This window comes from Hymenobacter tenuis (genome assembly GCF_054780495.1).
The window spans coordinates 683,563-703,269 of the sequence record NZ_BAAGWF010000004.1 but is presented as its reverse complement, the minus strand read 5'-3'; the positions used below and the strand labels follow the sequence as shown (position 1 = coordinate 703,269).

General features: G+C 57.4%; 14 protein-coding genes and 1 riboswitch. Of the genes, 7 read left to right on the top strand and 7 right to left on the bottom strand.

Translation table 11 applies throughout. The features are described 5' to 3' along the window. Positions 1 to 9 precede the first annotated feature (9 nt). From ACYVGU_RS16535 to ACYVGU_RS16525, 3 genes are all read right to left on the bottom strand, one after another. On the bottom strand, positions 10 to 2,595 hold the full coding sequence (locus ACYVGU_RS16535) for an erythromycin esterase family protein (protein ID WP_460622968.1): 2,586 nt from the start codon (positions 2,593 to 2,595) through the stop codon (positions 10 to 12). Positions 2,596 to 2,693: 98 nt separating this feature from the next. Continuing rightward, on the bottom strand, positions 2,694 to 5,558 hold the full coding sequence (locus ACYVGU_RS16530; protein WP_460622967.1) for a T9SS type A sorting domain-containing protein: 2,865 nt from the start codon (positions 5,556 to 5,558) through the stop codon (positions 2,694 to 2,696). A gap of 213 nt (positions 5,559 to 5,771) precedes the next feature. Continuing rightward, positions 5,772 to 6,188 (bottom strand): lipocalin family protein, encoded by a 417-nt coding sequence (locus ACYVGU_RS16525; protein ID WP_460622966.1) that lies wholly within the window; start codon positions 6,186 to 6,188, stop codon positions 5,772 to 5,774. A 229-nt stretch (positions 6,189 to 6,417) separates the two neighbouring features. On the opposite strand from ACYVGU_RS16525, the gene ACYVGU_RS16520 reads away from it, so the two are divergent. The 4 genes from ACYVGU_RS16520 to ACYVGU_RS16505 all read left to right on the top strand — a co-directional run bounded on the left by ACYVGU_RS16520 (position 6,418) and on the right by ACYVGU_RS16505 (position 10,830). Next, positions 6,418 to 6,714 (top strand): LysM peptidoglycan-binding domain-containing protein, encoded by a 297-nt coding sequence (locus tag ACYVGU_RS16520; RefSeq protein ID WP_460613736.1) that lies wholly within the window; start codon positions 6,418 to 6,420, stop codon positions 6,712 to 6,714. Between the two features lie 360 nt (positions 6,715 to 7,074). Continuing rightward, positions 7,075 to 7,188, top strand: a riboswitch (SAM riboswitch). Between the two features lie 388 nt (positions 7,189 to 7,576). Beyond that, positions 7,577 to 8,965: an O-acetylhomoserine aminocarboxypropyltransferase/cysteine synthase family protein gene (locus ACYVGU_RS16515; RefSeq protein ID WP_460613735.1), complete on the top strand. Its 1,389-nt coding sequence runs from the start codon at positions 7,577 to 7,579 to the stop codon at positions 8,963 to 8,965. Between the two features lie 199 nt (positions 8,966 to 9,164). Then, on the top strand, positions 9,165 to 10,211 hold the full coding sequence (gene metX / locus ACYVGU_RS16510) for a homoserine O-acetyltransferase family protein (protein WP_460622965.1): 1,047 nt from the start codon (positions 9,165 to 9,167) through the stop codon (positions 10,209 to 10,211). Next, complete coding sequence (locus ACYVGU_RS16505; protein ID WP_460622964.1) at positions 10,201 to 10,830, top strand: hypothetical protein; 630 nt, start codon at positions 10,201 to 10,203, stop codon at positions 10,828 to 10,830. Before metX ends, ACYVGU_RS16505 begins: the two co-directional genes overlap by 11 nt. Positions 10,831 to 10,905: 75 nt before the next feature. Here ACYVGU_RS16505 and ACYVGU_RS16500 read toward each other — a convergent pair whose 3' ends face one another. Continuing rightward, positions 10,906 to 12,102: an alpha/beta hydrolase gene (locus tag ACYVGU_RS16500; protein WP_460622963.1), complete on the bottom strand. Its 1,197-nt coding sequence runs from the start codon at positions 12,100 to 12,102 to the stop codon at positions 10,906 to 10,908. A gap of 133 nt (positions 12,103 to 12,235) precedes the next feature. Between ACYVGU_RS16500 and ACYVGU_RS16495 the strand changes: the two genes are divergently transcribed. Next, complete coding sequence (locus ACYVGU_RS16495; protein ID WP_460622962.1) at positions 12,236 to 13,141, top strand: S66 peptidase family protein; 906 nt, start codon at positions 12,236 to 12,238, stop codon at positions 13,139 to 13,141. Positions 13,142 to 13,157: 16 nt separating this feature from the next. Further along, entirely contained in the window at positions 13,158 to 13,679 is a 522-nt protein-coding gene (locus tag ACYVGU_RS16490; RefSeq protein ID WP_460622961.1) for a GNAT family N-acetyltransferase, read from the top strand. A 73-nt stretch (positions 13,680 to 13,752) separates the two neighbouring features. Here the strand turns inward: ACYVGU_RS16490 and ACYVGU_RS16485 are convergent, their stop codons facing one another. The 3 genes from ACYVGU_RS16485 to ACYVGU_RS16475 all read right to left on the bottom strand — a co-directional run bounded on the left by ACYVGU_RS16485 (position 13,753) and on the right by ACYVGU_RS16475 (position 17,817). Continuing rightward, the gene (locus tag ACYVGU_RS16485; protein WP_460622960.1) at positions 13,753 to 14,769 is read right to left on the bottom strand and encodes a zinc-binding metallopeptidase family protein; all 1,017 of its coding nucleotides are present in this window, start codon (positions 14,767 to 14,769) and stop codon (positions 13,753 to 13,755) included. A 116-nt stretch (positions 14,770 to 14,885) separates the two neighbouring features. Next, positions 14,886 to 16,433, bottom strand: a complete 1,548-nt coding sequence (gene cysS, locus ACYVGU_RS16480) for a cysteine--tRNA ligase (protein ID WP_460622959.1) — start codon at positions 16,431 to 16,433, stop codon at positions 14,886 to 14,888. A gap of 250 nt (positions 16,434 to 16,683) precedes the next feature. Beyond that, positions 16,684 to 17,817 carry an endonuclease/exonuclease/phosphatase family protein gene (locus ACYVGU_RS16475; RefSeq protein WP_460622958.1) on the bottom strand — a complete coding sequence of 378 codons (1,134 nt, stop codon included), beginning with the start codon at positions 17,815 to 17,817 and terminating at the stop codon, positions 16,684 to 16,686. 249 nt (positions 17,818 to 18,066) lie between these two features. On the opposite strand from ACYVGU_RS16475, the gene ACYVGU_RS16470 reads away from it, so the two are divergent. Further along, on the top strand, positions 18,067 to 19,707 hold a 1,641-nt coding region (locus ACYVGU_RS16470; protein WP_460622957.1), incomplete at its 3' end, for a DUF7948 domain-containing protein.

Sequence of the window (19,707 nt, the reverse complement as noted above, 5' to 3'; positions counted from 1 at the left end):
GTAAGAGGCCTAGGGAGCCACGGCTTTCAACTCTGGTGCTGGCTCAGTGGGCACCGGGCGCTGGTAGGTTTGCCAGAACTCCGGGCGGTACGGAACTTTAGATAGTTGCCATAATCCGCCACCGCGCATGTCTTTGCTTACTTTCTGATCCGGCATGTCGGTGGCGGCTACCGGCACGGGAGCGGAGAAATACACCTCGTTGGTTTTCTGCTTATGAAAGGCTCCGGCACCTAGTACGCGCCCCACTGCCGAAGCCTGCGCCACGCTGGAGGCAGCATAATACCGGCCACTAGGGGCCTTCTGATATACTACTACGTGCGCTTTGCGGTGCTCAGAGTATACTCCTTGGTACAGCCGTGAAATAGGGCTTCGGGTACCGTGGTATTTGCGCGCAATGCTGTTCCATTTCAACGTATCCTCCTGCCAGAGCGCTTCGTAGCGCACCACGGCGTAGTCCTGCTCCCGGATGTATACTTTTCCGGAATAGCCACCTTCGAGATACATGCCGGTGGTACGGTGGTTGGCCCGTTTGGCAGCAAAACGGATGACATACACCGTTTCAGTTCCGCGCTGTTCAATGGTATCCAGGTGCAGCTGGTATTTGCCAAGCGTGCTGCTTTTGAATAACGGTGAAATTCGCACCGGGTCGAAGCCTCCAGCGAAACCGTGCCCTCCCTCATCATTGCCTACTATCCCTTCTGGCTCCGGCACAGGAGCTAGCACATGCTTCTGCTGCAAGCGGATCAATGGATACGGCTCCATACCCAGAAAACCGCCCGCCCAGTTCTTATAGCCGGCTGGCACGTATTCTTGGCCAACGCATTCTAACTCTTGGCTCAGGGTATCAAAGCTGATGCTGCGGCGGTGTATGTAGGCCTGCGCCACATAATCCTGCCGCTCATAATTGGTTTCAGCAGCCTTAATCACCTTTTTCATGATCCGCTTCGGGTCCTGCGACTGCGCGCTTACACGCACGTTGCCCAAAGCAAAAGCAGCGGGCTGCAGCTTCACGGCTAGGGCACCGCCACGCTGAGCCGCCCATGTAGTGGGCTCATACCCGATGCTGCTCACCTGCACCGTTTCGCCCCGACGCGCTTCCAGCCGAAAACGCCCCTGCGCATCGGTGATGGTGCCTGCACTCCTACTAGGTATGGCTATGGTGGCAAACGGTACGGGCTGACCGGTTTTACGGTCGAGTATGGTGCCGCCGAGTGTTAGCGTCGCGCCGGTTTTAGCTGGCAAACACAAGGCTGGGTTTGGCCGCAGTGGCCCGGCAGGGGGCATTGTGGCCGTAGTGGGCTCAACTGGCACTTCCGCACCGGCAATAGCTGCGGCTGCATGCGGCGGATTTACTGACTTCAAGTACAGCACTCCATCCAGCACCTCACTCCAAGGGCCGGCAATAGGCATAAACTCGAAGGCATAGGTAGTAAGCCGGCGACTGGGCGCATCATGCTTCAGGCTTACGAAGCTATACTCTTGCCCTTGGGCCAGCAGTTCAGCTTCTAGGCTGCCGGCCGCAGGAGCCGGAACCGGTTGGTGCTTGCCCCAATAGCCAAACCCGTGCGTACCGCCACCAGCCACCGTACTCAGCACATACACCGCATCCTGGCCCAAGGCTTCCTTCACCGTCTGGCCCATAGGCTTGAATTCGCGCAACTCTGCATTTTCTAGCGTGGCCACTTTGTTAGCTAAGTGCCCGATGGCGCCTAGGCACACTACTTTTTCCTGCGGATGTTGGCGCACGTACCACAGTAGGTTATCGGCCATCTGTGCATCACGCGCATTGCTATCGGAAGCTTTAAAGCTGGCCGAGTCTTTAGCAGCGGGGTCATTGGTGGTATAGTCCTGGGCCAGTGCCCGGATGCTGCGCAGATTCTGCAACCAGAACTTGGCTCGTTCCCGGCGGGCAGCATCGGGGCCGGCAGCTACTTTTTCTAGCAGCTTGCGGGCCTTATTGAGCTGCGCCGTGAACAACAGGATTTGGTGCGAGGGCGGAAAGATGTTGGTTTCCCCCATCGTGCTCAGGCATTCGTCAAGGTAGTCATAGGCAATGCCATCGACCCCTTTTTCCGGTTTCAGGAAAGCTTCTAATTCCTCTAGCAGCTCGTCGTTGCCCCACCCCACCTGCGAGTCGAAGCCAGCCACGCGCATTTCGCCTTTGCCCAGCAGAGGCAGGATAGCCTGAAATTCCTGCGTTTCGGTCCAGACGGGATATACCGATGCCGAAATTGCGGCTGCTACCGGCGCGCCGGCCTGAATTTCCCGCTCGGCCCGATCAAGCGCGTAGAAACCGCTTTCAAATGCAACGGTAGTAAACCCCATCCGCTCTTTCAAGAACCGTAACACCCTTAAGCGAGCCTCGGTCGCGTTGCCTACGCCATGGGTGGGCTCACCTAGCATAACGATCCGCGCACTGCCAATTTCCTGGCGCAGAAACGCCAAGTCCTGAAAGTCGGTGTCAGTGGGGTTGATGCTGCGGACGGGGTGGGTTACTAGGCCACTGGGTAGGCTAAAGGCCGATTGTGCCCTACTGGCGGTTATAGTTAAGAGGGACAGAGACAGAATACATACCAGCCGAAAACCTAAAAACATACAGCAGAAATAGAATGGAGCTACACTAACGCTACAAGCTAGGCATAACTGTACAGCTTATATAGGGTATGCTCTATTTCGCTTTTAAGCGGGGCGGGTTACTGCTTATAAAACTTGCTTCTCTCGGGTTTGCCTGCTCCATGAACCAGCAGATAGTAGGCGCCCGCCGGCAGATGGTGCACCTCCACCGTATTGGCCCCCGCACTTGTCTTGCCATCCAGCAGGGTTTGCCCGAACAGGTTCACTACCCGGTAAGGCACGTTGGCCACAGACGTTTGAAAAGCGAGCTGACCTTGCACCGGATTAGGATACACTGTAATGGCCTCAGGGGCCGCGCGCAACACTACCACCGAAGAGAAGTTGCTGGTGCCATCGGCATCTACCTGGCGCAGGCGATAGTACAGCGCCCCGCTTGGTACTAGGCCATCGTACCATGCATAGGTGTGCGCCGTCTGACTGGTGCCCTGTCCTGCTAGGGTGGTTAGGGTGGCAAAGTGCTGGCCATCGGTGCTGCGCTGCACCTGGAAATAGGCATTGGCTAGCTCCGTGGCAGTGGTCCAGTGCAGGCGCACACCTTCATTTTGGCGCTCAGCCCGGAAACCGAGCAGGGTTACGGGCAGCGGGTTCTGGCTGCCGGAAATGTCGGTACTGCCGAGGGTGAAGGCTCCAAGCGCCGATACCGGGGCTGAGGTGAGCGTGCCCGATACGTACGCATCCGTAGTGGTGGCGCTGGTGTAGCTGCTGCGGCCGCCGCTAATCCATTCGGTGCCGTTGTACCGGGCCACTACCAGCGTGCTTGCCTCCGGATTCGTGACTTTGTCATCGGGCCCGAAGCTAAGCGTGACGGTGGCGGCAAAATTTTCGGAGCCGGTAAGGGCGGGCTCCGCCGTGATGGTGAAATAGCGCGTGCTGTTAATGCGCTTCAGGCCGGCACCCAGCGGCTGAGCAGCGAAGCCACCTTCGGTTTGGGTGGCCACAAACGTGGTAGCGCGGCTCAGACTGCTAATGTTGAGTGTCAGGGGGCGGAACGTATGGCCTTGCGCATCCAGGCGGCCTAGTGGAAACGTGAGGCTGGCCGCACCACTGGTCTGCCGCGCTACCGGCCCACTTACAAAGCTGTTATCGGAGCCGCCCGTAGGCTGGTTTAGCAGCGTCAGTAGAGCGGTGGCGTCGGTATTGAGCCGGCCGCTGGTCAGTTGCAGTATATTGTTGACGGTGACAGGAGTGGCGAGCGTCACGCCATCGGTGCTGGTGTTGTTGATCTGCAACGGCACGCTAGGCCCCAAATAGCTGGAACTGGTAGGGCTACCCCAAGCGGTGCCGCTGATGCGTTGGGGCTTACTGCCGTTTAATACCAACTTTGCGGCAGTTGTTTGGCTGGGCTGAAACCGAAAATTGCCTCGCACTATAATGTCGCCGGCTACCCGCAACTCACTGTTTAAATCAGGGGCAAACGTCACGGCAGACCCTACAATTAAGTTGCCCCGAATCGTCAGCGGATTGGCCCCGCTTCCGCCATAGGAAGTATAGGGCTGACCCGGGCGGTTGCGGAACACCAAGTTCGGATAGGTGCGGCCGGCCAACGACGGCGTGGCACTAGCCTGGTTTTTGGCTCGAAACTCCCAAGTGCCGGCCTCGGTGCCAACTGTGGTAGCCAGCGTCTGTACCAAGGCGGCATGCGGCCGGTCAGTATAGTGCCGATAGGTGCCACCATTGTAGATATAAAACACCTGGCTGGTGCTCTCAATGGTAATAACACCCTGGTCGCTGGAGTTGGTAACCACGCCTTTATCATGGATGGCCAGTGCAACTTCGGTAGCGCCACTGCGCGTGAGCGTGAGAGGCGTAGTGCTGGTATTAAGGGCTGGAATTTCAAAGAAGATGGAGTCGCCGGCCCCCGGGTTTACGCGCAACGAGCGAACCGTAACGGCAGGTGTACCCACGGCAGAAGCGGCTATGCCGGGCGCTAGTACCACCGCATAGCTTTTGACTACGCTGGTATGGTCCAGCAGTACATCATCGTTGGAGGTAGGCAGGGCATCTTTGTCCCAGTTTTGTGCGTCAAACCAACTGCTCGTGCCGGCGCCACCATCCCAACGTACCACTGGCGTAACCGTGAACGTACGGCTCTCGGAGCTGCCGCCGCCCGGCGCAGGGTTGAACACCGTGACGGGAAACGAGCCAGCCGCTGCTACCGCACTAGCTGGCACACTGGCACTAAGCTGCGTAGCACTTACTACTGTAGTAATCAGCTCTGTGCCATTAAATCGCACTACGCTGCCTGCCCCGAAGCCACTGCCCGTAACAGCCAACGTAAACCCACCGCTGCCGGCAGCTATACTAGATGGCGCCAATGCTGTAAGTGTGGGCTTGGGGTTGAGCAGAGAAGTAGCCTGCACCTGAAAATTATCAATACGAACTGGGCCAACGCCAGACGCGCCACTTACTAGTAGCCGTACCACAACCGCTGCTTTGTTGTGGAGGCTGCTTTGGCTTGAAAGGTCAATCAGGTGCTCGGTCCAGATTCCGCTGCCAGTGGTTATGGGTGTTGCGGTTTCAAACGTGCGCCCACCATCACCACTGAAAGCCACTGTAATAGTACTGGCACCCGTGGACGGGTGGTACTGCTGGTAATAAAGCTTATAGCCAAAGTAGCTGGGCAGATTAGCTCCGCCAAGCACAAATTCAAGATACCGGGTATTCGTGCCGGCTGAGTTGTTCATACCTAGTGCCAGGCCAGCGGTGCCCGCCGTGAAGGCGCTTGAACCAGTGGTAGTGCCCGTGAACGTAACGAAGGGCTCGGTTGAGGAAACGGAGCTAGTGACGTCGGTAGCCACTGTCGGCGAGATGCTGCTGAAGCTGGTGCCGCTGTTGAAATCGTAACTGACGACGGTCGTCGTCGTCTGGGCTTGGCTGTTGAAGCTGCTCCACAAAAGCAGCAGAACAATAAGGCGTGTAAACAACGTCTGGGACTTTATATACCAGGTTTAGTGGGAGTTATAACGTGCTAGCCAGTGATCTGCACTACCCGCCCCTAACCGACATGAAATCAAAATTGTCCAATCATCACTGTACAATATTTTATGCCTCGACAGTACTTACTGTTCACCTATAGCCATAAAAAAAGCCCTTTTGCATAGTACAAAAGGGCTTTTCTAATTAGGAAAAAACTTGGTTTATTCCTTTTCTAGGCGCAACTCCGCACCTTGGGGGCTTTTTAGGGTCAGCTTGTCGTCGGTCAGGGTTACTACATCAAAGGTGTTGCTTTGGGTAGCACCGTCGGGCGTCATCGTGATTTTCTTGGCCGCCTGATCAAAGGTGTACTTACCGTTCACTGCTCCGGTTGGCGACATCATGGTGTACTGCTGGTTCGCGAAGAACGTGATGCGCTCATCTTCCTGGGCATCGGTCTGTTTTACTTTGTCGCCGGAAGCGCTGAGTTCTTTATCGGTTTTCCATACTTTGCTTTCCTTACCGTAAAGCATATTAACGCCTTCTACTTTACCTTCTTTGCTGCCACAAGCAGCCGTGAAAAGTACTAGCAGCATAAGCAGGCTAGCTAGCAAGCGAAAAGAGGAAGAGGGGGTTTTCATGGGGAGAATGGTTAGATGAGAGAGTAGATTTTATGTCTCTGCTCAGCCTCCTGGATAACCAGGCTGCTAGGGCAGCATTGCCACTCTTACGGCAGCATTCCCCAAGATGTTCGCGCTACAGTCCGGCTACAACTTATTGCATTATCAAGCGTAAGAGAGGCAAACCAGACCAGTGCATCGTGCTGATTCTCGGTCAATTCCCCTCTCACAACTAAACTGACTTACTGCTATGGGACTGTTTGATTTCCTTTCTAACGACGGCGATAAGAAGCCTGTTCAGCCTACTACTCCTCCGGCAGCGGGTGGTGCCACCGATTTTTTTGGCAACGCCAACCAGGCTGCAGCTACTACTACTCAGGGCGATACCTATACCGTAGTAAGCGGCGACTCGCTTTCGAAAATTGCCAAGCGCCATTACGGCGACGCGGCCAAGTGGCACCAGATTTATGACGCCAACAAAAGCGTTATCGGCTCGAATCCCGACCTAATTGAAGTAGGACAGGTACTGACGCTGCCCAAGCTCTAGCATTTCTCTAGCTTCGAAATATCCAAAAAAGCCACCTCTTACAAGGTGGCTTTTCTGTGTTTCTAAAATTCCCTGTAATGTGTTTCGGATGGTGGTATGGCCCACAGAGACTAGGGCTCACTGTTGCCTAAAGTGTACCCTCTGCTCAACAGGAGCAGAAAATACAGCTTGTTGCCTGCATCTATTAGTGCTTGCCAATCAACAAGTTGACGACTACTCATCTTAACGCAGCATAAGCATATTAGCAGTATCGGCTGATTAAAAATTATTTTCACTAGCTATTGCATATATCGAAACTAGGCGTATACCTTTGCAATACCAACTAGGTACTCTCCCGCTCGCGGCGGGGCAGTTTTCAAAGATTTATACAGAAGTGGCGAGAGAACAGGCTCCCTGACCCACTGGCAACCTTCGACCGCGCGAAAGGTGCCAATTCCTGCCCGACCAGCCATTCGGCGGCGGGGCATATAACTCAGAGTGCCATGGAAAACACCTTCGCTTTCGCCCTTCCTTCCGCTGCTGCCCAGTCTGCTTTGTTGCTTACTGCCCAGCCGCTTTCCTGCGTTTCTAGGGCTGCTGTAGCCGCCCACGCTGCTTGGCGAATGCGAATGCGCTGCTGTAGCGGCGCTTGTTGTTGCTGTAGCTAGCCCACGCCCGGCGGCCCAGCTTCTCCCCTCCCCTGTTTCCTGGGCTTTGGCCCTTGGTGCTGCCTAGGCAGCGTCGCCTGGCTCGTCTGTTTGCTCAGCTCGCCCTCACAGGTTGCTGACTTCAGCCCGGCTCCTGCTACGCCCTTGCGTAGCCCCCACTGTAGCGGTTTACGCTCCCTTCCTTCATATCCAACTTCCTGCTAACCAGCCTTGCTATGTCCACGCAGAACGCTCACTTCGAGACCCTCCAACTCCACGCCGGCCAGCAGCCCGACCCCGTAACCGGGTCCCGCGCGGTTCCGATTTATCAGACGACCAGCTATGTGTTCAAGAATGCCGAGCACGGCGCTAACCTGTTTGCCCTGAAGGAGTTCGGCAACATCTACACCCGCCTGATGAACCCCACCACCGACGTGTTCGAGCAGCGCATAGCCGCGCTGGAAGGTGGCGTAGCGGCACTGGCGGTTTCCTCGGGGCAGGCGGCGCAGTTTATTGCCCTCAACAACATTCTGCAGGCCGGCGACAACTTCGTGAGCACTACGCACTTGTATGGCGGCACTTACAACCAATTCAAGGTGGCGTTCAAGCGGTTGGGCATTGAGGTGCGCTTTGCCAACGGCGACCAGCCTAGCGAATTTGAAGCCCTGATCGACGAAAATACCAAGGCGCTTTACCTCGAAACCATTGGTAACCCAAGCTTCAGTATCCCGGATTTTGAGCGCATTGCCGCCATTGCCAATAAGCACGATCTGCCACTCATTGTGGACAATACGTTTGGGGCCGGCGGCTACCTGTTCCGGCCACTGGAGCACGGCGCGCACATTGTGGTTGAGTCGGCCACGAAGTGGATTGGTGGCCACGGCACCAGCATTGGCGGCGTGATTGTAGACGGTGGCAAATATGACTTCGGCAACGGCAAGTTCCCGCAATTCACGGAGCCCTCGGAGGGCTACCACGGCCTCGTATTTAATGAGGTGTTCGGCAAAGGTGGCCCATTCGGCAACATTGCTTTCATCATTCGGGCCCGGGTAGAAGGCCTGCGCGATTTTGGCCCCTCGCAGAGCCCGTTCAACTCTTTCCTGTTGCTGCAAGGCCTCGAAACGCTGAGTTTGCGCGTAGACCGCACCGTGGAAAATGCCCTGCGCATTGCTACTTGGCTAGAGCAACATCCGCAGGTAGAAGCCGTGAACTACCCCGGCCTGAAGAGCAGCCCGTACCACACGCTGGCCCAGAAGTACCTGAAGCGCGGCTACGGCGGCGTGCTCACCTTCGCCATCAAAGGCACCAAGGAAACCGCTATACAGTTCATTGATAACCTGAAGCTAATCAGCCACCTGGCCAACGTTGGCGATTCTAAAACGCTGATTATTCAGCCCTCGGCTACCACGCACCAGCAGCTTTCCGAGGCAGAGCAGCGGGCGGCCGGCGTAACGCCCACGTTGCTGCGCCTGTCGTTGGGCACAGAGCACTTCGAAGACATTCGGGCTGATTTGACCCTAGCGTTTGACGCCGTGCGCACGGCAGCTACCATTCCTTCTGGGGAGAGTGGCAGCACCCTCCTACCCGAACCCGAAACCGAACACGTTGCCACGCTGGAAGTCTGATACTTGAGAGGGGTTGATGCCGGGCCGCAGGTGAGAGAGCGGCTCGGATCAGCTTCCAGCAACGCAGCGCGCGGGCTGGTGCCTGGGCTTTCAGGAGAGAGGAAGCCGAGGACCAACGCCGCCCGCACTACAGCCGGGGCGGAGCCGGGCAGAATCGGCTCCGCCCGCAGGCTATTGACTTTGAAATTGCCCTAGTACCATGCCTTCCGAAGAAGAACCACACCTGTTTCGTTTGCCTAGGCCACTTCGGCTGGAAAGCGGCGCCATATTGCCTCAGGTGAACGTAACCTACCATACCTACGGGCGCCTAAATGCCTCCCGCGACAATGTGCTATGGGTGTGCCATGCCCTCACGGCTAACTCTGATGTGCTGAGCTGGTGGCCGGGGCTAGTAGGACCGGGCTGTTATTTCGACCCCGCCGACTGGTTTATTGTGTGCGCCAATGTACTAGGCTCCTGCTACGGCACAACCGGTCCAGCCTCTGCTGATGCTGATGCCGACACGGAGCAAGCACCATATCAAGCGTTTCCGCTCCTGACCATCCGGGATATGGTAGCTGCCCATGAGGCCTTGCGTGAGCACCTTGCCCTACCGTCTATCCATACCCTGATTGGCGGCTCTTTGGGTGGGCAGCAGGCAGTGGAGTGGGCGGTGCAGCGGCCGGCCTTGTTTGAGAACCTAGTGCTGCTGGCTACCAACGCCCGGCACTCGGCCTGGGGCATTGCCTTCAATGAAGCCCAGCGCCTAGCCATCTTCGCCGACCCAACCTACCACACGGCCACGCCGGATGGTGGCGCGGCGGGGTTGCGGGCAGCCCGGGCCACGGCGCTGCTCAGTTACCGCAGCCACCACGCCTATGGCCGCACCCAAACCGAAACCGACGACGAGAAGCTGGACGATTTTCTGGCCAGCTCTTATCAGCGTTACCAGGGTGATAAGCTGGTGGCGCGCTTTAATGCCCACAGCTACGTAGCCCTGTCGCGGGCCATGGACAGCCACCACGTGGGCCGGGGCCGCGGCAGTGTAAAAGCAGCCCTAGGGCGCATTAGGGCCCGAACCCTGGTACTTGGCATAACTTCTGATATACTGTTCCCGACTTCTGAGCAGCAGCAGCTCGCCCGCTACATCCGGGGGGCGCAATACGCTGAAATGGAGTCAGAATATGGCCACGACGGCTTTCTGATTGAAACTGCTCAAATCACGCATTTCCTCGAACGATTTTACGTCCAGACCTATGTCCACTAGCGCTGCGCCGTTACCCGCATTTTCTTCTGATTTCAACGCCTTGGCTAAGCGCAAAAAGCCGGCTACTCCGGCCTCTGAGCGCCGGCAGCTCCTTTTCGATCTGACCTCTGAAGCCGCTTTACTAGCTGCCCGCACCTTCGGAACCTACCTGCAACCCGAGCATGTGTTTCAGAGCAGCATTGAAAACCTGCAGCCCGTTGATATTGCCTTTGCGGCTAGCTACGGCTGCCAAATTGAGCTGGAAGCCAGCATTCAGCGCCTGCCCGACGGCCGCATTACGGCCCTGATAATGCCCCAGCTCGCCCCGCAAATGGGCGCGGCAGCTGTCAGCATCGATGCCGATTTTGCTTCGGCATCGGGGCCGCTACCCGGATCTTCGGCCCTCACCGACCTGGAGGTCGAAATTTACCTGCGCACCGACGAAGACCGCCTAATTGACCTGCTTGACTTCAGCGAAATTTCGGAGGAAGCCGATGAGGATGGGTACGTGGTAGGCTATGTGGCGCTGGCGCATCTGCTGCGCCATCGGGAGGTACTGCGCAAATACGGTGCGTTTCTGGTGCGCACGGGCAATGTGCGCCCAGTAAGTGCCAACGAATACTCAGAAGAAGCAGCGTAAGCCGTTTACTACCCTAGCGTTACTATAAAAGCCCTCTGCAGCACGTGCTGCAGAGGGTTTTGAGTTTCAAGCGGGCTAGTACGGACTTGCAGTAGTAGTGGGCGCTGAGGCTGGCGGCTCCGTGGCAGCCTGGGTAGCCGGTAGCGCTGGCAACGATGGGACTCCTGCTGAATCAGGAAGGGCTTTCAATACGTCGGGTTGCCAGCTGAGCGCTGGGCTTGGCGGCTGCACGGCAAGCCCTACACGCCTAGGCAATAGGAAGGCCGTAACCTGCGCCACGCGCCGTGGATTAAGCGCGGCGGCCAGCAACGGCCCGGGGGCATCATTCCCCAGAAGCGGCCGCAGAAAGTCACGCATTACAAAAAATGCGGAGTCTATATAAGTAGCTTCAAATGAATACGGCACGTGGCCCGCGCCCCGGAAACTGCGCAGTACGTTGGGCACGCCCACAGCATTAGCACGCGTGCGCAACGCACCGCTGCCGTACACTAGTTGCGGTGGCAGCGCCGAGCCCACGGTGCCGCGCCCATAGGGCACCAGCCCGTCGCGGGTGCCGTGTACGCTGCACAAGGGTACATCGCCTTTTTCTAGCCAGGTGGCGCTGGCCAGCGCGCCGCAGAGGTTAATTACGCCCCGCGGACGGCTGCTGTACCCGGCGTGTCCGCCGCTGCCTTCCAGGCCGCCCAGGTCAGCTAGCCCTAAGTAAGAGGGCACTTCAGACGCTTTATTGAGGTAGCCAGCTTGCAGGGCCATAAAGCCGCCGGCTGAAGACCCGCCCACAAATACGAAGCCTGGGTGCACCCGAAAACGCTTGGCCTTGGCGGCATCATGCCGAAAAAAGCGCACCGCCGCCCGCATATCCTGAGTGGCCCGGATGGCGGCTCGGCCGATGCCTACGGTATCAAAGGGAAAGAAATACAACCGATAATCAATGGTAGCCGCAACATAGCCAAGCTTGGCCAGCCGCGTGCACAGCGCCGTCATGACGGCATCGTCGCGGGTGCCGGTCAGGAAGCCACCTTCGTGAGCCAGCACTACTACCGGGCGCCGCCGCACGGTGTCGCCGGTGGGCTGGTACACATCCATATACAAGGTTTGGGGCAAGCCCAGCAGGCTGGTTACCTGAGCAAACTCCACCCCACGTTGCACCGTCACTTGCCGGAACATGGGCTTGTGGTAGCGACCCCGGGTAGTATCGGGCGCGGCCTGGGCCTGCAACCGAGTTGGCAGCAGGCCCAGACCTAGCGTCAGTAGTAAAATAAAAAAGCGCACAAGCAGCATCAACTCAGAAAACACAAAAAGGTACGGGCATCACCTCTCCGCAAAGTTCGGACTAGTTTTCGGCACTTAGTCACAGAACGCAAGCAGCTTGCTATGTTTGTGCATCTGCTCTTCGCCCTTGCGTATGCCCACTACTGCCCCTCCCCCCTTACGGCCCGGCGACCGGGTTGCCATTGTCTGCCCCGCACGCAAAGCCTCGCACGAGGAACTGGCCGCGGCCATTGCCACGCTGGAAAGCTGGGGGCTTCAGGTAGTGCTGGGGGCTAGTACCAACGTGGGCTATCATCAGTTTGGCGGGGCCGATGAGGTGCGCCGCCAGGATTTGCAGCAGCAGCTCGACGACCCCAGTATCCGGGCCATTTTGTGCGCCCGCGGCGGCTATGGCACCACCCGCATCATCGATAGCCTTGATTTTACTAGGTATGCGCAGGCGCCCAAGTGGGTAGCGGGCTTCTCCGATATCACGGCCCTTAACAGCCACCTGCTGAACCTGGGGCACCAAAGCATTCATGGCGTCATGCCGCTGCTGTTTCATCAGGAAGGCGGGCAGGAGTCGCTGGAAAGTTTGCGGCGGGCGCTGTTCGGTGAGCCAGTTCGTTATACCGCGCCGGCTCATCAGTTAAATATTCTGGGTACCGCCACCGGCGAGTTGGTGGGCGGCAACCTGAGCATGCTGCAAACCCTCACGGGCACCGCTTCCGATGCTTCCACGGCCGGGCGCATTCTGTTTCTGGAAGATATCGATGAGTACCTCTACGCCATTGACCGGATGCTGGTGCACCTGAACCGGACCGGCAAGTTGCGGCACCTGGCAGGCCTAGTAGTGGGGCACTTCACCAACCCCCAGGACAACGCCGTGCCCTACGGCCAAACGCCCCACGAAATCATCAATCAGTACGCAGGCGCCTATGGTTTCCCGATTGCCCACGGCTTCCCCGTCGGCCACGAGCCCGACAATCAGGCGCTTATTGTTGGCCGCATGGCGCGCTTAGTAGTGCAGGAGCAGGGCACCGCGCTTTCCTATATCTAATTCGATTGCCTCCACTATGTCGGTTACCATCCGCCCCGTTTCGCCCCAGCACTTTCCGCAGTACCTCGACAGCTTATGCGAACTGCTGCGAGATGCCGTTGACTCCGGCGCTTCCGTAGGGTTTCTGCCACCTTTAGCACCGGAAGAAGCTAGGCAGTATTGGCGGGGCATAGCGGCGGCATTGCCTTCGCAGGAAGTACTCCTGCTGGTTGCGGAGAAAGAAAGTGACGTGGTAGGCACCGCACAGCTGCATCTGGCCACGAAGGCCAACGCGGCGCATCGGGCAGAAGTAGCAAAAGTACTGGTACACAGCACAGCGCAACGCCAAGGAGTAGGCCGCCAGCTTATGCACGCCGTGGAAGAACTAGCCCAACAGCACCAGCGCACTACGTTGGTGCTCGACACGCTGGAGGGCGCCTCATCGGAGCTGCTGTATCAGGGCCTCGGCTACACAGCCGCGGGCGCCATCCCAGAATATGCGCGCGTGGCCAGCGGCGCGCTATATGCCACGGTGGTGTACTATAAGCTACTTCACTAGCAACTGATTAGAAGCAGGAAAGCCCCGGCAACATAGGCTACCGGGGCTTTCTTATGTTTTAATGCCTAGTAATTTACTCGCCGTAGATGGTGGTAAGCACCGTCTGGCCCACGGCTTTGAGCGTGCGCCGGTCGATGATGTTCATGTTGTCCTGGGTGGTGTGGTGATAGGGCTGAAACTCACCGTTCGGCAGAAAATCAATGATATCAATGGTGCGAACGCCGGCTTGGTTCGTGAACACATGGTCATCGGTGATGCCGGTACCATCCTGATACAGGAAGTAATCAGAGAAACCCAGTGCCGAAGCTGTATTCCACACTTTCTCTACCACGTCGCGGGCGTTCTGGCGTGACAGCTCTTCGCGGCTGAACTTGGCTCCTTTGGCCCCTACCATATCCAGCAGAATGCCATAGTTGGGCTTATAATTCGCGGGCACCAAGTTCTTAGACCAATACTGGGAGCCCAGGCACCAGCTTTCCTTGTTGCCCAGCAGATTTTTCTTTTCGCTTTGGGTGCTGCCATCGTAGCCATAATCTTCGGAGTCGAAGAGAATGAAGTCGACGCCCACGCCGGGGGCCAGGCTATCGGGCTGAGCGGCCAATACGCGCGCCATTTCTAGGGCAATAGCCACGCCACTGGCGCCGTCAGAAGCACCATCGAGCGGCTCGTTTTTGCGGGCCTGGTCTTTGTCGGCAAACGGGCGGGTATCCCAGTGGGCAAAAACTGCCACACGGCGCGGCGCCTGCGGCATGTACTGGGCAATAATGTTGCGCGACTTCAGCATTTTGCCATCAAACGCCATGGCCTCAAACGGCTGCTCCTTCACCGTCAGGCCGGCATCCCGAAACTTCTTGATGATCCAGTCGCCGGTTTGCACGTGGGCTTTGGTGTTGGGCACCCGCGGGCCAAACGCTACCTGCTTGGCCGTGAAGGCGTAGGCTGAATCGGCATTGAAGGCCGGCGCTTTGGGCAATGCAGCCTCCTCGGCTACCTCAGTTTCGGCTTCCGATGCGTCTTTTTTAGAAGGGCAGGCCGTAAGAAATAATAGCGCCGACAAAGCGGCTGGGGCAAAGCGAAAGAGCGTGGTCATGAGGGCAAGTTGCAGATATAAGCGTGAAGCTCCAGCTTCGCTACTCAAAGAAAGGCTTTGGCAAGAAAGAGCCACTAGGCTGGTGGCAGCCCGAAACGCCCGTTTCGGGTTTTCGGTTACTCTTCACTGTACGCCCAATCAACGCCGGCCTTGGTGTCTTTCACCACAATGCCTTGCTCCTTGAGTGCAGCCCGAATCTGGTCTACTTTATCATACGCTTTCGTGACTTTGGCTTCCTGGTAGAACTCCAAGGTCAGGCGCAGCAGGTCTTCGGCGCTGGCGCGGGGCTCGTCTGCAAGGCCTAGCACATCCTGCACCAGCGTTTGGTAGGCTTGAGTGGCTTCCTGCAACGCAGCTGCACTCACAGTAGAAAGCGTGGTGGGGTTGGCCGCAAAGCCGTTGAGCTTGCGCAGCAGATTAAACAGGCTGGCAATAGCACGAGCTGTGTTTAGGTCATCGTTCAGGCCGGCAAAGCAGTCAGCCACCAGCTTGCGCAGTTCTTCATCGCCTTTGTTGGTATCAGGCGCCTGGCCTTCCGTTATCGGTAGCACAGTGCGGCTCATGATAACGTCTCGCGACAAGCTGGCATCGTTGAGCTTCTCGAGCAGGCGCAAGCCATTCATCAGCTTACGGTACCCTTTGCGGGCGGCCTGCAAGCCTTCGTCCGTGATGTCAACGGTGCTGCGGTAGTGCGCCTGGAGCAGGAAGAACCGGGCCGTCATGGGCGAGTAGGCCTGGGCCAGCGTGTTATTGGAGCCCTCAAACAGCTGGCTGATAGTGATGAAGTTGCCGAGCGACTTGCTCATCTTCTGGCCGTTCACCGTAATCATGTTGTTGTGCATCCACACCTGAGCCTCATTGGTAGGGTGGTTGCAGGCCTGGCTCTGGGCAATTTCGCACTCATGGTGCGGAAACATCAGGTCTAGGCCGCCGCCATGAATATCGAACTCGGCGCCAAGGTATTTGCGGCTCATGGCCGAGCACTCTAGGTGCCAGCCGGGGAAACCGTCGCTCCAAGGTGAAGGCCAGCGCATGAGGTGGCGCTCATCGGCCTTTTTCCAGAGAGCAAAATCCAGGGGGCTGCGCTTTTCTTCTTGGCCCGCTAGGTTGTCGCGGGAGCCGGCCAGCAGCTCTTCTACCACGCGGTTAGAGAGCTTGCCGTAGCCGCGCCCAGCAGCGTTGTACGCAGGCACATCAAAGTATACCGAGCCGTTGGACTCATAGGCAAACCCATTCCCGATGATTTCCTCAATCATCTGAATCTGCTCTATGATATGGCCGCTGGCGCGGGGCGTGATATCAGGTGGTAAGCAGCCCAGGGCCTCCACGTGGGTTTGGTAGAGATTGGTATAGCCTTCGGCCACTTGCATGGGCTCTACTTGGCGGGCGCGGGCAATCTTCCCGATTTTGTCTTCGCCTTCGTCGGCGTCGCCCTCCAAGTGGCCTACATCGGTAATGTTGCGCACGTAGCGCACGGTGTAGCCTAAGCAGCGCAGGTAGCGCGTCAGCACATCAAACACCACCGGACCGCGGGCATTGCCAATATGGGCTTCGTTATACACCGTTGGTCCGCACAAATACACTCCTACAAAAGGGGCGTGCAGGGGTTCAAACGGGGCTTTCCGACGGGTGAGGGTATTGTAGAGCGATAGGGGGTGCTGCATGGGTACAAAAGTAACCGCAGAATTTGCAGAGTAAGTGGAATGCACAGATTTTATAACCTGTGGCCAGAGGGTCCGGCGCGTAGCGGGTTGTAACAGCCAACTACGAAAAAAGGCTACATACCAACCCAAATTCCCTCCAATTTCCCGCAACTAAGTCTAAAACCACTGCCAAGAGGTACAAAAGCTTTTGAGCGTAGTTTATAAAGTTCACTCAGCGGTATATGCGTTGGGGTTTGGGGTATTAAACTACCTAGGGCGTATTCTTCTTTTGGAGCTGGTAAGTAGCCATGGTGGGGAAGTGGTCGGAATAAGGAATTTCATAGTGCACCCAGAAGTCCGAAACCGTCCAGTGCGGGCCGGCAAACTGGTTATCGATGCGCACAAAGGGCAAGCGGCCGTTGTAGGTGCTACCCACGCCGTTGCCAACGGCTGCCCAGGCATTTTGAAAGCGGTCAGCTAGTTGATCGTAGCTATAGCTGTAGGGCACATCGTTGAGGTCGGCACAGAGCAAAATGGGGTAGCGGCATTTGGCGAAGCGGTTTACTAGGGTGTCAACTTGCCAATGCCGGGCAATGGCGCCGCGCTTAAACCGCCGCAGCAAGCCGAGTCCTTTTTGCTTCAGGCCCGCCTTACTGGAGTAACTGTCCACGATATCCTGCTCATCCAGACTCATGCTTTGCAGATGGAAGCTGTACACCCGAATCGTATCCTGAGAAGGCAGCTGCACATCGGCCCACATGGCGTGGTTCTGGGTAAGCTTACCGAAGCTGATGGTACCGCGGTTTACAATAGGGTGGCGCGAGAAAATAGCCATACCGAACTCCGCTCCGGCACTATTGGTCAGGGTTTTGGAAAGGAAGACTTGGCGGCCAGCTTTCTGCCCAATCTTATCCACTGTCTGGAACACATCCTTATCCTTGGTACGGATAGAAGTCGGCTCGTTGTAAAACTCCTGCAGACAGAGAATATCGGCTGGGTTCTCGACCAGCCAGCGCACCATCTGGCGCGAAGAGTTCAGGCCGGCGTCGCGTAGCTGCGGATACACATTGAAGATGCGCACATTCGCTGAGAGCACCTTTACAATGGGACCACCGGCTTGCTGAGCGGCTTCAGAAGGTGCTACGCGCAAGGGGTGCAGGGCTAGCCCGCGCTGAAAGTGCGGCCACGTAAGCACCGCCACGGCCAGCGGCAGCAGCGCTACCGGCCAGCGCCGCAGCAGCCAATACACCACCGCCACCAAATTAAGCCCTAGGGCCACCGGTAGCGTGAGGGCCCCGAAGATGGCAGGCCAGAAGGTGTAGGCCGGAATCTGGACGCAGGCAATGGCTACCAGCACCCACAAGACCAGCAATACAGTGCACTTAAAAGCAAATGAACGACGCACAAGCAACCTTTTTCCTGACTAGTAGATCAGGAGCAAAGGTAGAGGTTACCTTTAAGCCTTAGCACTTAGAACTGGACCAAGTTTTGCGCGCACATTCTGTATCTTACTACCGCTGTATCCTACCTGCGTATGCCCCGACTTTTTACTTTCTTTTCTCTCGCGTTATTTCTTTCTATAAGCAGTTTCGCTAGCCCCTTTCCCAAGCCAAGCCCGGCTCTTTCCGCAGTGCCGGAGCGAAGCCTGGAGTTTGTGGAAAACAAAGGCCAGTGGGATGCCAAAGCGCACTATATGGCCGAGCTACCCGCCGCCGGCCGCCTGTTTCTGACGCGCACCGGCTTTACCTACAGCTTTCTGGACCCCGCCGACTTACGCACCCATGCGCACGCTCAGGAAAGCAACACCGCTGCCCGCCCGGCCTCAGCATCAAATGAGCTGCACGGCCACGCCTACACTATGACGTTTGAGGGCGGCAACGCCAATGCTCAATTACGCGCTGATGAGCCTACCTCCGAAGTGCGCAACTACTTCAAGGGCTCCGACCAACGCCAGTGGGCTAGCAACGTGCGCGGCTTCCGAACTGTAAATTATTCGGGGATTTATCCGGGCATTGGGGCGAAAGTGTATGAAAACGCCGACCAACAGCTGGAATATGATTTCATGGTCGCGCCTAACGCTAAGCCAACTGCCATTCGGCTGCGGTATGAGGGCGTGCGCCAGCTGCAGCTTACCCCCGAGGGCCACCTGCTGATTCAAACCTCAGTAGGAGATATTACGGAGCAGGCTCCCCGCGCCTGGCAGATTGCCGCCAACGGCGAGCGGCTGCCGGTTAGCTGCCGGTTTGTGCTCAGTAAGCAGGTAGTGCAGTTCAAGCTCGGCGAATACAATCCGCGCCTACCCCTGCTCATCGACCCAACCGTGGTTTTTTCCTCGTTTACGGGCTCTACCGCCGATAACTGGGGCTTTACGGCTACCTATGATGAGGCCGGCAATATGTACTCGGGGGGCATAGCATTCAACGTGGGCTACCCTGCCTCTATCGGTGCCTTCCAGACCACCTTTGCTGGCGCTACAGATGTGGCCATCATCAAATACAAGATCACAGCCTCCGGACCGGCGGCGCGGCTGTATGCTACGTACCTGGGTGGCAACGGCACCGATGCGCCGCACAGCTTAGTGGTAAACGGCCGCGACGAGCTCGTAATTCTGGGCTCTACCAGCTCGCGCAACTTCCCCGTTACCAATGGGGTAGTGCAGGGCACCTTTCGGGGCGGCCCCACCATCAATCCGTTTGGAGGGGCCTCTGGCGGCGTAATGGAATACTCCAGCGGGTCCGACTTGTTTGTGGCTACGCTTACTACGACTGGCTCGCAGCTGGTGGCTTCTACATTTTTGGGAGGTGGCGGCAACGACGGGCTCAACTTGAACCTGATCAACAACTACGGCGACCAATTTCGGGGCGATGTAGTAACCGATGGCGACAACAACGTGTACCTGGTTTCGGTCACGCAGAGCACCAACTTCCCGACGGCACAAGCGCTGCAATCCACGCTAAAGGGCACGTCTGATGCCGTGGTGGTAAAGCTACCGCGCCTGCTGGATAAGCTCATCTGGAGCACGTATCTGGGCGGCGGCACCGCCGATGCAGCTTTCTCGGTGCAGCTCACCCCCGACCGGCGCCTGTACGTGGCTGGCGGCACTACCAGCTCCGACTTCCCGACCGTAACCGGGGCGTTGCAACCGAGGCTGGCCGGAGCGCGGGATGGATTTATTGTGTGCTTTGATCCGGCTGGCAACACGTTGCACCAAAGTACCTACCTAGGCACCAGCGCTAGCGAAATCATCTTCTTTCTGCAGCTCGATAACAGCGGCGACGTGTTTGTACTAGGCCAG